At 70.9% G+C, this 12,586-nt stretch carries 11 protein-coding genes; 6 read left to right on the top strand and 5 right to left on the bottom strand.

Annotation, left to right across the window (positions count from 1 at the left end):
* Window positions 1-45 precede the first annotated feature (45 nt).
* Window positions 46-2,466, bottom strand: coding sequence for a S9 family peptidase (locus VFH59_RS14380; RefSeq protein WP_325165595.1), 2,421 nt, complete (start codon window positions 2,464-2,466; stop codon window positions 46-48).
* Between the two features lie 105 nt (window positions 2,467-2,571).
* On the bottom strand, window positions 2,572-3,525 hold the full coding sequence (locus tag VFH59_RS14385) for a GlxA family transcriptional regulator (protein WP_325165596.1): 954 nt from the start codon (window positions 3,523-3,525) through the stop codon (window positions 2,572-2,574).
* Window positions 3,526-3,654: 129 nt separating this feature from the next.
* Between VFH59_RS14385 and VFH59_RS14390 the strand changes: the two genes are divergently transcribed.
* From VFH59_RS14390 to hemC, 5 genes are all read left to right on the top strand, one after another.
* Entirely contained in the window at window positions 3,655-4,299 is a 645-nt protein-coding gene (locus VFH59_RS14390) for a cysteine hydrolase family protein (protein WP_325165597.1), read from the top strand.
* Window positions 4,300-4,436: 137 nt separating this feature from the next.
* Window positions 4,437-5,102 carry a carboxylesterase gene (locus tag VFH59_RS14395; RefSeq protein ID WP_325165598.1) on the top strand — a complete coding sequence of 222 codons (666 nt, stop codon included), beginning with the start codon at window positions 4,437-4,439 and terminating at the stop codon, window positions 5,100-5,102.
* Between the two features lie 112 nt (window positions 5,103-5,214).
* Entirely contained in the window at window positions 5,215-6,261 is a 1,047-nt protein-coding gene (locus VFH59_RS14400; protein ID WP_325165599.1) for a sensor histidine kinase, read from the top strand.
* Window positions 6,261-6,965, top strand: a complete 705-nt coding sequence (locus VFH59_RS14405) for a LytTR family DNA-binding domain-containing protein (protein WP_325165600.1) — start codon at window positions 6,261-6,263, stop codon at window positions 6,963-6,965. Before VFH59_RS14400 ends, VFH59_RS14405 begins: the two co-directional genes overlap by 1 nt.
* A 144-nt stretch (window positions 6,966-7,109) precedes the next feature.
* Window positions 7,110-8,024 (top strand): hydroxymethylbilane synthase, encoded by a 915-nt coding sequence (gene hemC, locus VFH59_RS14410; protein WP_325165601.1) that lies wholly within the window; start codon window positions 7,110-7,112, stop codon window positions 8,022-8,024.
* A gap of 159 nt (window positions 8,025-8,183) precedes the next feature.
* Here hemC and VFH59_RS14415 read toward each other — a convergent pair whose 3' ends face one another.
* Complete coding sequence (locus tag VFH59_RS14415; RefSeq protein ID WP_325165602.1) at window positions 8,184-8,990, bottom strand: DUF481 domain-containing protein; 807 nt, start codon at window positions 8,988-8,990, stop codon at window positions 8,184-8,186.
* A gap of 94 nt (window positions 8,991-9,084) precedes the next feature.
* Window positions 9,085-9,999, bottom strand: coding sequence for a hypothetical protein (locus tag VFH59_RS14420; protein ID WP_325165603.1), 915 nt, complete (start codon window positions 9,997-9,999; stop codon window positions 9,085-9,087).
* A gap of 120 nt (window positions 10,000-10,119) precedes the next feature.
* Between VFH59_RS14420 and VFH59_RS14425 the strand changes: the two genes are divergently transcribed.
* Window positions 10,120-11,091, top strand: a complete 972-nt coding sequence (locus tag VFH59_RS14425; protein WP_325165604.1) for a YafY family protein — start codon at window positions 10,120-10,122, stop codon at window positions 11,089-11,091.
* A gap of 109 nt (window positions 11,092-11,200) precedes the next feature.
* Here the strand turns inward: VFH59_RS14425 and VFH59_RS14430 are convergent.
* A partial coding sequence (locus tag VFH59_RS14430) for an SLC13 family permease (protein ID WP_325165605.1) occupies window positions 11,201-12,586 on the bottom strand: 1,386 nt, incomplete at its 5' end.

Below are 12,586 nucleotides of genomic sequence, written 5' to 3' on the forward strand. Positions count from 1 at the left end.
CGGGGACCCGTGCCCCTCTCCCCGGCGGGGAGAGGGGCACCGGCCTTACCTCACCGGCCTGACGTAGGTGTCGAACAATTCGTCGATGCGCCGGTATTCGTCGAACCACGAGTCCGGATGGACGAAGCCGTGCCGTTCCATCGGGTACAGCGACATCCAGAAGTTCTTCTTGTGCAGCTCGATGAAGCGCTGGTACAGGCGGATGGAATCGGCGGTGAGCACGTTGTTGTCGATCAGGCCGTGCTCGATCAGCAGCGGATCGGCCAGCTTGTCGGCATAGCTGATCGGCGAGCTGATCTCGTAGGCGTGCGGGTCGAGCTCGGGCGTGTTGAGGATGTTGGCGGTGTATTCGTGGTTGTACAGCCGCCAGTCGCTGACCGGGCGCAGCGCGGCGCCGGCGGCGAACTGGCCCGGCGCGCGCAGCAGGGCCATCTCGGTCATGAAGCCGCCGTAGCTGCCGCCGTAGATGCCCACGCGCTTCGGGTCGACGTGGTGGTGCTTCACCAGCCAGGCCTTGCCGTCGAGCAGGTCCTCCAGCTCCGGGTGGCCCATCTGGCGGTAGATCGCGTCGCGCCAGTCGCGTCCGTAACCCTCCGAGGCGCGGTAATCCATGTCCAGCACGACATAACCCTTGCGCACGAGCAGGTTGTGGAACATCTGCTCGCGGAAGTAGTAGGTCCAGGACAGGTCGACGTTCTGCGTGTAGCCGGCGCCGTGCACGAAGATGACCGCCGGTTTCGCCGCGGCGCTCTCGTCGGCAGGGCCGTAGAACTTGGCGTAGATGGTGCCGGCACCGTGGCTGGAGGGCACCTGGACGATCGCGGGCTGGATCCAGTCGTGCGCGGTGAAGGCCGGCTTCATGGTCTGGGTGAGCTCGCGCGGCGTACCGCCATCGACCGGCTGCACGGCCAGCTGGTCGAGCATGTAGGGCGCGGAGTGCAGTACCGCCAGGCGGCTGCCGTCGGGTGACAGCGCGAATTCGTCCATGCCCTGGTAACGGGTAATGCGGGCAAGCTCGCCACCGCTGCTCGGCACGCGGTAGACGTCATAGCTGTAAGGCGCGACCTGGTTGGTGCGCAGGTAGAACCACTTGCCATCCTCGGACAGCTGCGGATGGCTCACCTCGAACCGGCCGCGGGTCAGCGCCCTGGCCTTGCCGTCCAGCGGCTTGACGTAGAGCTGCGACCAGCCGCTCTCCTCGGACAGGTACCACAGCGTCCGGCCGTCCTTGAGCCAGCCGAAATCGTTGAAGTTCCAGTTGATCCAGGCGTCGTCGTGCAGGCGGTGCTGGTTGACCAGGGCGTGGTCGGCGAAATCCACGCTGGCGATCCAGCGGTCCTTGTTGTCGATCGCGCGCAGCTGGATCGCCAGGTTGCGGCCGTCCGCGCTCCACTCGATGCCGCCGCCACCGCCGTCCTCGCTACTGGCGACGATGCGCACCGGACGCACGTCGGGCGCCTTGAGCGCCTTGGCCTGGTCGCCCTTGCCCGCCTTTTCGAGCGCCGCGACGGTCCTGGCGCGGATCGCGGCGAGCGGGTCGTCCTTGATGCCGGGCAGGGTATCGGTCGGCAGCGCGTACTGCCGGTGCTGACGCAGGTCCAGCAGCAGCAGGGATTGCGGCGCCGGCGCGTTGCGGCCGACATAGACGCGCGCATCCTCTTCCTCGGCGTAGCCGGAGTCGCTGACGTAGTGGATGACTTTGGGCTGGCGACCGGGTGTGTAGTCCTTCGCGTGCGTGACGACGAGCAGCCAGCGACCGTCCGGCGAGAGTTCCGTATCGACCGCCACGATCTTGTCGCCCAGCCAGAACGGCTCCGGCGCGCGGCCCGGGTCGGCGGCGGCCAGTGCCTTCGCGTTGGCCTTCTCGGCCTCCTTGTCGGCCTTGAGCTGGCGCAGGGTGGAGAAGAGCTTCAGCTGCTCGGCCTCCAGTGCGTCGGTCTTGGGCTTGTCCGGGTCGTCGGAGAACTTCAGCACCGCCACCGGCGCACTGACGCCGCGGGCCAGGTCGTAGCTGTACCAGTCCTCGCCGACGCGGTACTGCAGCGCGCGGCTGTCGGCGGAAAACTGTGGCGCCGATTCCTTCTCGACGGTCTGCGTCACCTGCACCGTGTGGCCGTCGGCCAGCGTGCGCAGGAACAGGTCGCCGTGGCGGATGAACGCGGCGTAGCGGTGGCTGCGGTCGAACACCGCCGGACCGTCGGCCTTCGCCACCGCCGCCGGGTCGAGCTTCTCGCTGCGCCCGGACACCGGATCCACGCGGTAGAGGTCGCGCACCTCGCTGCCGTCGCGCTTGAGCTGGTAGTAGATCGCCTGCCCGTCGACGCTCCAGTACGGCGACTCCACCGCCTGCCCGATCCAGTCGGGGTTGGCCATGATGGTTTCCAGGTCCAGCGGCGCGGCGGACGAAGCCGCCAGCGCCGGCAGCGCGGTGAAGGCGGCCAGACCCGCCAGGAGAAGTCGACGCATGAGTGCTCCGCTTGTCGCAAAGCACCCGAGCATAGCCAAGCCTGTGCGTGCCGCAAGCGCCACAAGTCCCGGCGCGCGCGGTCGCCGGCGCCGCTGCCGCCCGCGCTAGCGCCCGCGGAACTCGCGCCGGTAGCGCGAGGGGGTGGTATCGAGCGCAGCGGCGAAATGTTGCCGGAGCGACAGCGGGGTGCCGAAACCGGCGCACTCGGCGATGCGCTCGACCGGCTGGTCGGTCGTCTCCAGCAGGCGCCGGGCGAGCGCGAGCCGCTGGCCGGCCAGCCACTGGCCGACCGTGGTGCCGGTGTGCCGCCGGAAATGACGGGTGAAGCTGCGCCGGCTCATCGCCGCGCGCGTGGCCAGCGAGTCCAGGCTGTGCGGCCGATCGAGGTGGCGCACGGCCCAGTCCAGGGTCCGGGTCAGCGGCGTGTCGTGCGCGTGCGCCAGCACCGGCTGCTCGAGGTACTGCGCCTGGCTGCCTTGCCGGTGCGGCGGCACCACCAGGATGCGCGCGATGCGGCTGGCCGCCTCGGCCCCATGGCGGCGGCGCACCACGTGCAGGCAGCAGTCGATGCCGGCGGCGGTACCGGCCGAGGTGACCACGTCGCCCTCGTCCACGTACAGCACCCCCGGTTCCAGGCGCACCCGCGGATGGAGCTCGGCAAAACGCGCGGCCCAGCGCCAGTGGGTGGTGGCGCGGCGACCCTCGAGCAGGCCCGCGGCGGCCAGCACGAAAGCCCCGAGGCACAGGCCCACGATCAGCGCGCCGCGGGCATGGGCACGCCGGAGCGCCGCCAGCAGCGGCGCCGGCGGCGTCTCGTCCGGATCGCGCCAGGACGGCACCACCACGATGTCGGCCCAGGCCAGCGTGCGCAGGCCGTGCCGCGCAGCGATGCCGAAGCCGGCGTGCGCGCGCAGTTCACCCGGTTCGGCCGCGCATACCCGCACCTCGAACAGCGGCACCTCCTCGCCCGCCGTTTCGCCGAACACCGCGCACGGCACCGAGAGGTGGAACGGACGGATCCGGTCGAACGCCACCACCGCCACGCGTGTCCCGGCCATGCCTGTCTTGATCGGACCCAAGATGGCCCGATTCTAGCCTTTAATGGCAATCAGGCCACTCCCGGCCGGACGCGCCGGCCTCGATCATGGCGGCCGCCGGGCATCCGCCCTCCCCGTCAGGAGTCCACCGTGGCCAACCCTTCCATTCCCCGCCGCGCCCTCGTGGTGGTCGACGTGCAGAACGAGTACGAAACCGGCGGCCTGCGTATCGAATATCCGCCGGTCGCCGAGTCGCTGGACAACATCGGCCGGGCGATGGACGCGGCGCACGCGGCCGGCATCCCGGTGATCGTGGTGCAGCAGATGGCGCCAGCGAGTGCGCCGCTGTTCGCCGCCGGCTCCCGCGGCGGGGCCCTGCACGAGGTCGTCGCCGGTCGCCCGCGCGACCACCACGTACCCAAGACCCTGCCCAGCGCCTTCGCTGGCACCGACCTGGCCGAGTGGCTCGCGGCACGCGGCATCGACACGCTCGCGGTCGCCGGCTACATGACGCACAACTGCAACGACACCACGATCAAGCACGCCTTCGACCGGGGGCTGCAGGTCGAATTCCTGCACGATGCCTCCGGCAGCGTGCCCTACGCCAACCGCGCGGGCGTCGCCACGGCGGAGGAGATCCACCGCGTCTTCGCCGTGGTGGAGCAGTCGCGCTACGCGGCGGTGATGCGCACGCAGGAGTGGATCGGCCACCTCGCGCTGGGCACCGTGCCCGAGCGCGACACCATCCATGCGTCCCACCAGCGCGCACTGGCCGCCAGGGCGCGCGCGGCCTGAGCACCGCCCCGCCGGGATCGCCCGTGCCGGCAACGTGCCGTGGCCGTGGATGCACGGGATCGTCGCGCAGCCGGCCCAGCTGGCGGCGGACTCGCGCATGGGCGAGACTGCAGGGCCCACCCCGTACCGGTACCAGCATGAGCCCGCTTTCCACCGTCGAACACGAAACGGGTCCCGACCCCCGTCACAGCGTGATCTGGCTGCATGGGCTGGGCGCCGACGGCAACGACTTCGCGCCGATCGTGCCGGAGCTGGTTGACCGGAGCTGGCCGGCGTTGCGCTTCGTGTTCCCGCATGCACCCGTGCAGCCGGTCAGCGTCAACGGCGGCGTGCCGATGCGCGCCTGGTACGACATCTTCGGGTTCGACGCACGCGCGCCGCAGGACGAGGCGGGCATCCGCCGTGCGATCGGCGCGGTCGAGGCGCTGATCGTGCGCGAACAGGAGCGCGGCGTGCCGAGCGAGCGGATCGTGCTGGCCGGCTTTTCGCAGGGCGGCGCCGTCGCACTGGCCGCCGGGCTGCGTCATGCACATCCGCTGGCCGGCATCGTGGCGCTGTCCACTTACCTGCCGATCGGCGCCACGCTCGCCCCCGAGCGCAGCGCCGCCAACGCGCGGGTGCCGATCTTCTGGGGTCATGGCAGCGCCGACCCGGTGGTGGTGCTGCAGCGTGGGCTCGATTCGCGTCTGTTGCTGGAGGAACTGGGCTACGCGATCGACTGGCATACCTATCCGATGCCGCACTCGGTGTGCGCCGAGGAGATCGCCGACCTGCGTCACTGGCTGGCCGGGCGCTTCGACTAGCCTGCGCCCCGGGACCGCTCCACGACGGCCCGACAGCGCTGGAGCCTCGCGTCGCGCGGTTCGTGCCGGAACCGGCAGCGGCGCGCGGCCGGTTGCCGGCATACTGCCCGGCATGAGCGCCCCGTCCGCCCGTCCGACCACGCCGCTGCCGGAGTTCTGCCGCCTGCCGGCAGTCGCCGCCCTGTTCGCGGTAGGCGCACTCACCGTCACGCTGATGTGGCTGGCGCCGGACCATGCCCGCGGCTGGCGCGGCTACAGCGTCGGCATGCTGTTCGTGACCTGGCTGTCGATGCTGATCGCGCTGGCGCTGTGCTACGCGCGGCCCTGGCTGCAGCGGCTGGGCGGCTGGATGCCCTATGCGGGGGTGTGGCTGCTGATCGAGCTGGTGGTGGCGCTGGCCAGCGCGGTGGCGCGCTGGATGGATGTCGCTCTGCGGCTGGAGCTGGTCCGGGCCGCCCCCTTGGCCTTCGTGCGCGACAACCTGCTGATCGCCGCGCTGCTGGGCGCGGCGATGCTGCGCTACTTCTACGTGCTGGCGCAGTGGCAGGCGCGCCTGGCCGCGGTGGCGCATGCACAGGTCGATGCGCTGCAGGCACGCATCCGTCCGCACTTCCTGTTCAACAGCATGAACACCGTAGCGGCGCTGGTGCGGGTCGATCCGGCCGCTGCCGAACGCACCATCGAGGACCTGTCCGAGTTGTTCCGCGCGGCGCTCGGCCAGTCCGGCAGCCGCGACGGCACGCTGGGCGAGGAACTGGCGCTCGTCGAGCGCTACCTGGCGATCGAACAGCTGCGCCTGGGCGAGCGCCTGCGCGTCCGGCGTGCACTCGATGCCCTGCCGATGGACTACCCGCTGCCGCGCCTGTTGCTGCAGCCGCTGGTCGAGAACGCCGTGCGCCATGGCATACAGCCCCGCCGCGACGGCGGCGAAGTGGTGCTGCGCGGTGCCGTGGAGGGGGCCATGCTGTTGATCGAGGTCGGCAACCCGCTGCCGACGGCGCCGACGGCGCCCGGCCACGGCCATGGGCTGACCAACGTGCGCCAGCGCGTGGCCTACCGCTACGGCACGCGCGCCACGGTCGTGGCCGGGCCGGACGAGGACCGCTTCGTGGTGCGCCTGCGCCTGCCGCTCGATCCCCCACCCGCGGAGCAGGACTGATGCGCGTGCTGATCGTCGACGACGAGCCGCTGGCGCGCGCCCGCCTGGCCGCGCTGCTGGAGGAGTGCGAGGACGTGGCGGTCGCCGGCAGCGTGGCCGACGGCGAGGCGGCGCTGGCAGCCATCGGCGGGACCCGGCCGGACCTGGTGCTGCTGGACATCAACATGCCGGGCCTGGATGGCGCCGCGCTGGCCGCGCGGCTGGCCGGCCAGGCGCGCCCGCAGGTGATCTTCTGCACTGCCTATGAGAACCACGCGCTGACCGCGTTCGAGCTGGGCGCGGTCGACTACCTGCTCAAGCCGGTCCGGCTGGAACGCCTGCGCGAGGCCCTGCAACGCGCCCGCCAGCGCCTGACCGCGATGCCGGCCGAACCGGTCGGCTACCTGCACGGCCGGCTGCGCGGCGAACAGGTGCGCATCGCGCTCACCGAGGTGGTCTGCCTGCTCGCGGAGGAGAAGTACGTGATCGTGCGCCACGCCGGCGGCGAGCTGCTCATCGAAGAATCGCTGCGCCAGCTGGAGGAGGCCTACCCCGCCCAGCTGGTGCGCCTGCACCGCAATTGCCTGGTGCCGGCGCCACGGCTGCTGGGTCTCAGGACCCTGGCCGACGGCCGCGTGCTGGCGCGACTGGCCGGCACCGACTTCAGCCCCGAGGTCAGCCGCCGCAACCTGCCGGCGGTGCGCAAGCTGCTGCGCGCGGGCTAGGCGCCCGGGCCGGGAAGCGCTCGCTGCGCCCCCCCTTGCGGCCCCCGGGCGGCCCTGCCGGCAGGACCCTGGGGCGCCACGCCGCACGCGCGGCGCGGCGATTGCGGCGACAATGGGCGCTTGAGCGTCATTGCCGGAGATCCCATGCAGCCGTCCATCCTGCGCATCGCCACCCGCAAGAGCGCGCTCGCGCTGTGGCAGGCCGAACACGTCGCCGCGCGACTGCGCAACGTGCACCCGGGGCTCGCCGTCGAGCTGGTGCCGATGACCACGCGTGGTGACGAGATCGCCGACCGCCCGCTGGCTACCATCGGTGGCAAGGGGTTGTTCCTGAAGGAGCTGGAGGTGGCGATGCTCGAAGGCCGCGCGGACCTGGCGGTGCACTCGCTCAAGGACGTGCCGGCCGAGCTGGAGCCGGGCTTCGTGCTGCCGGCCATGCTGCCGCGCGCGGATGCGGCCGATGCCTTCGTCAGCGGCACGTACGCGACCCTGGAGGCGCTGCCCGAGGGCGCGCGCGTGGGCACCTCCTCGCTGCGCCGGCAGGCGCAGCTGCGCGCGGCGCGGCCGGACCTCGCCCTGCTGGACCTGCGCGGCAACGTCAACACCCGGCTGGCCAAGCTGGACGCCGGCGACTACGACGCCATCGTGCTGGCCTGCGCCGGGCTCGAACGCTTGGGCCTGGCCGCACGCATCCGCCAGCGGCTGGCCGCCCCGGACTGGCTGCCGGCTCCGGGGCAGGCGGCGATCGCGATCGAGGCACGCGCGGACCAGCCCTCCGTGCTGGGCCTGCTGGCGGCGCTGGACGATGCCGAAACGCGCGTGACGGTGAGCGCCGAGCGGGCCATGAACCATGCACTGGGCGGCAGCTGCACGGTACCGGTGGCGGCGTGGTGCGTGCTGGGCGAGCGTGGCCTGCACTTGCACGGGCTGGTCGGCGATGCGGCGAGCGGTCGATTGGTGCGGGCGGAGGCGGGTGGTCCGGTCGAGCAGCCGGAGGCGCTCGGCCGCGCCGTGGCCGACGCGCTGCTGGCGCAGGGCGCGGGCGAGATGCTCGGCTGAACTGCCGGCGCCTTCTCCCCGCCAGGTAGAGGCCGGGATAAGCGCTCGGGGGCTCGCGCAAGTGCTGCACGTGCCCCGTCCCGTGGCCGGTTCAACGCAAGGGCGGACCCTCCTCCCCCCGGCGGGGCGAGGGAGCTTGCCCGGGCGCTTGCGCGGTCCTCAGAAGTTGTAGACCAGGTTGGTGGTGGTCAGTGTGTCGGTGCTCTGCGTACCCGGCTGGGTATCGGAGTTGTAACGCACCTGGAAGCCGAGCTTGAGCGCAAGCTTCTTGGTCATGCTGACCGAGAGGCCGGCGTCGTTCTGGTAGTACTTGTTCTTCGAGCCCGCTTCGATCAGCAGCGTGTCCTCGAACGCGGTGTTGTCGGTCAGGCGGTACTTGAAGTTGACCAGGCCGCGACCGACCACTTCGCTTTCGGTGGGCTGGCGCACCTCGACCGTCTGGTCGCCCACCAGCATGGTGGTATTGGACGGACGGTACCGCTTGTAACCGGGACCGATTTCGAAAGACAGCTCGGTACGCTCGTTCTTCAGCGCGATATAGCCGTAGCCGAGCGAAACCACGCCCTGCCACAGGTTGGCGCCGAAGTCGTCATGCTCGTAGCGGCCCGCACCGACGATGTAGCTGCGCGGGTCGAGCTTGTAGCCGACCGAGGCGCCGGCGTCGTAACGGTTGGCGGTGGTGCTGAAGCGGTCGACCGTCTGCCCGGTGTCGGCGTCCACCACGCTGACCTCGCCCTTGGAACGCATGCCGTTGAGGAAGAAGTTGTTCTTCCAGTACTCGTTTTCCTGGTTCAGGCCCAGCTTGGCATTGATGTTTTCGGTGCGCGAGTTGCCCCGCGCCGAGGCGAAGCCGAATTCACCCGAGCCGGTCCAGCCGCCGTTGTCGGTGACGGAGGCGGTGTCCTGCGCCTGCGCCACGCCAGCGAAGGCGAGCAGGCACACGGCAGCGATCAGGGTCTTGTTCATCAGGCGATCCAGTGGGTGGGGGTCAACGGAAAGGCCGCCACCTTAATGCGGCGGATTGAACTAGCAGTGAACATGCGCGGGCCATGCGCGCCCGTTACGGCCCCCGGGCCGGGGTCGGGTCGGCGCGGCACAGCCGCGCCAGCGCCGCTTCGTAGGCGCGTTGCTCGATGGTGCGGCCCAGCAGGCAACTTACCGCAGCCAGCGCCACCAGCGTCACGCCGGCATCGGACAGGTCCACCACCAGCAAGGCCAGGCTCGGCACCGCGTAGGTGAGCAGCGCCGCGACGAAGCGCGCGCTGCGCCCGCGCATGCGATGCGCCGGCGCACGCCCTTCCGGCGGGCTGAGGGCCTGCCAGCGCAGGCCTTCGATCAGGCCGAGCAGCAGGGCCAGTGCCAGCAACACCATGATCCATGGCCGCGTGCCGGCCGCGTGGACGGCGCCGTCCTGTGCGGCCAGGCAAAGCCACAGCCACAATCCGCCGGTGTACCAGGACGCCACCACCCGGCTCACCGGCAGCTGCACCGAGCTGCGCAGCACGCTGGCGGACAGCCGGCGACGGTAGTTGTGCACGGTGTAGACCAGGCTGGCGGCGCTGCACAGCGCCAGCGCCGCACCGGCGGCGCGGGTCGCCCAGAACGTGTTCTCGCCCCGCACCAGGCCGGCCACTGCCAGCATCGGCAGGTACGCCGCCAGCGCGAGCAGTGCCTCGCGCGTGGGCCGGCTGCGCCGCGCCGGGAACCAGCCGTGCCATTCGGACAGGCCCGGCAGGTGCAGGCAGGCAACCACCAGGCCCGCACTGACGAACGCGGCGCCCAGTGCCAGCGGGAGCAGTGCCTCGCTGCGCCCGCCACGGTAGATGCCCAGCGCCAGCGCCAGGCCCAGCAGCATCCACAGGCCATACCCGGACAGCGCCAGCATGCGCAGCAGCGCGGCCGGATAGGCCGGGGGCAGCGGGTGCTCGCCCGCCGCAGCGGGGACACAGGCCTGCATGTCGCTGGGTGGATGCATCACATCGAGGCTCGGCTGGAAAAAAACCGCAGCCCGGTTCCGTGCCGGGCCGTGCGGCGGACTTGCGGCCGTCGCGGGCCGTACCCATGCTACACAAAGCTCCCAGCCCTGCGGTATGACATGGATCGCTACGAACGCATTCTCACCCTCCACCGGGTTCTCAAGTCGGCGCACTACCCGGTACCGCTGGCCCGGCTGATGGACGACCTGGAGTGTTCGCGCGCCACGCTCTACCGCGACATCGCGTTCCTGCGCGACGGCCTCGGCGCGCCGATCGAGAGCGCCGGCACCGACCAGGCCGCGTTCCGCTACGAAGTGGGCGAGGGCGAGCGCTTCGAGCTGCCGGGCCTGTGGCTGACTTCCGACGAACTGGCCGCGCTGCTGGCGCTCAACGAACTGATCGGCCGCTCCGGCCCCGGCGTGCTGGCCGGCGCACTGGCGCCGTTCAAGGCGCGCATCGAGCGCCTGCTGACCGGCCAGGAAAAAGAGAAAGCACTGCCGATCGAGCGCATCCGGGTGATTCCCTGGGGCGAGCGCAAGCTCGACCAGCAGGTATTCCGCGTGACCGCCGGCGCGGTACTGGAGCGCAGCCGCCTGCGCTTTTCCTACCGCGCGCGCACCACCGATTCGGACAGCAGGCGCACCGTCTCGCCGCAGCGGCTGACCCACTACCGCGACAACTGGTACCTGGACGTGTGGGACCACGACCGCGAGGCACTGCGCAGCTTCGCGGTGGACCGTATCCGCGACGCGCATGCACTGGACGAACCGGCGGTGGACGTGCCCGAGGCGGACCTCAACGAGCTGCTCGCCTCCAGCTACGGCATCTTCGCCGGCAAGCCCAAGGCGTGGGCCACCCTCCGCTTCTCCGCGCACGCCGCGCGCTGGGTCGCCGACGAGCACTGGCATTCGCAGCAGAAGGGCGAGTGGCTGCCCGATGGGCGGTACGAACTTAAAGTGCCTTATTCGAAGTCGCGCGAGCTGTTGATGGACGTGCTCAAGTACGGGCCGGACGCCGAAGTGGTGGCGCCGCTGCCGTTGCGCGAGGAGATGAAAAGCCTGCTGCACATGGCGCTGGGCGGGTACCAGTAGGCCGGCAGGGGAACGGAAGGCCACGGCGCGCTGCTGCGCTTTCGCGCTCCTGTTGCCCCGGAGCGGGCCGCCCGGTCCTTGATGCTCCCCGTTTCGCGCGTCCGCTGCCCTACGGGTGGAACGGCCAGAGCTGCGGTATCAGCCACATCGACAGGGTGCAGAACAGCGCGATCAGCGGGATTCCCACCTTCATGAAGTCGGTGAAGCGGTAACCGCCGGCGTAATAGACCATCGTGTTGGTGGGATAACCGACCGGAGTGGCGAACGACGTGGCCGCGGCAAAGGCCACCGCCACCACGAACGGGCGCGGATCGGCATGCGCCGCGTGCGCCACCGTCACCGCGATGCTCACCATCAGCACCACCGAAGGATTGTGGCCCATCAACTCGGTGAGCAACGCGGTCAACAGGTACACCATCAGCAGCGCGGCGAGCGGGCCGTGGCTGCCGACCAGCCCCATCGCGCCCTGCACCACCACGGTGGACAGGCCGGTCTTTTCGATCGCCAGTCCCAGCGGCAGGATTGCGCCGAGCAGGATGATGATCTTCCAGTCCATCCCCTCGTAGACGTCCTTGCGGCCGAAGCAACCGGTCAGCGCCATCGCGGTGGCGCCGCACAGTGCGGCAATCGGGATCGGCAGCCAGTGCAGCCCGGAGGCGATCACCACCAGCGCCATGATCGCTGCGGCCAGCCACGCCTTGCGCATGTTGCCGCGCGCGTCGTCGCGCTCGCTGAGCACGATGAACGCATCGTCGGTGCGCAGCTTGGGCATGCCACCCTCGTCGACCAGCGCCAGCAGCACATCGCCCACCGCCAGGTCGGTGTTGCTCAGCTTGTCGCGCCGCACCTGGCCGCGGCGATGCACCGCCAGCACGGTGGCCCGGTAGCGCCAGTCCAGGCCCAGTTCGGCCAGGCGCCGGCCCTCCGCGGGACTGCCCGGCGCGACCATCAGCTCGGCCAGCACGCGGGAGCGGTCGTCCTCGCGCGCGTAGTGCTGCTCGGGCGCGTTGCGCAGGCGCGTGCGACGCTGGAAGTCCTCGATCTTCTCCCAGTCGCCGCGCACCAGCAGCACGTCGCCCACGGCCAGCTGCTGCTCGCGCGGCGACCACATGCGCCGCTCGCCGCGCAGCAGCTCCAGCGGGTAAACGCCGTATTTGTCGCCCAGCTGGGCATCGGCGATGCGCGTGCCGAGCAAGGGCGAGTCCTCGCCGACCACCAGCTCGGTGACGTACTTGCCGACCTCGCCGCCGTCCGGCAGCGCCGCGTCGATGTGCTTGGGCAGCAGCTTGCGCCCGACCAGCATCAGGTAGGCCATGCCGGCCACGGCCAGCAGCGCGCCCAGTTTGGTGAACTCGAACACGCCGAACGGCGGCAGGCCATGCTTCTGCGCCAGGCTGTCGGCGAGCAGGTTGGAGGACGTGCCGATCAGCGTGCACACGCCGCCCATCTGCGCGGCATAGGCCATCGGCATCAGCACGCGCGCCGGCGAGGTGCC

This window comes from Frateuria sp. (assembly GCF_035695185.1).
Classification (GTDB): domain Bacteria; phylum Pseudomonadota; class Gammaproteobacteria; order Xanthomonadales; family Rhodanobacteraceae; genus Frateuria_A.

Coding starts and splice junctions, on each gene's coding strand:
- hemC (WP_325165601.1), top strand. CDS start 7,110: ATGCAGCCGTCCATCCTGCGCATCGCCACCCGCAAGAGCGCGCTCGCG.
- VFH59_RS14405 (WP_325165600.1), top strand. CDS start 6,261: ATGCGCGTGCTGATCGTCGACGACGAGCCGCTGGCGCGCGCCCGCCTG.
- VFH59_RS14420 (WP_325165603.1), bottom strand. CDS start 9,999: ATGCATCCACCCAGCGACATGCAGGCCTGTGTCCCCGCTGCGGCGGGC.
- VFH59_RS14400 (WP_325165599.1), top strand. CDS start 5,215: ATGAGCGCCCCGTCCGCCCGTCCGACCACGCCGCTGCCGGAGTTCTGC.
- VFH59_RS14395 (WP_325165598.1), top strand. CDS start 4,437: ATGAGCCCGCTTTCCACCGTCGAACACGAAACGGGTCCCGACCCCCGT.
- VFH59_RS14415 (WP_325165602.1), bottom strand. CDS start 8,990: ATGAACAAGACCCTGATCGCTGCCGTGTGCCTGCTCGCCTTCGCTGGC.
- VFH59_RS14385 (WP_325165596.1), bottom strand. CDS start 3,525: ATGGCCGGGACACGCGTGGCGGTGGTGGCGTTCGACCGGATCCGTCCG.
- VFH59_RS14380 (WP_325165595.1), bottom strand. CDS start 2,466: ATGCGTCGACTTCTCCTGGCGGGTCTGGCCGCCTTCACCGCGCTGCCG.
- VFH59_RS14425 (WP_325165604.1), top strand. CDS start 10,120: ATGGATCGCTACGAACGCATTCTCACCCTCCACCGGGTTCTCAAGTCG.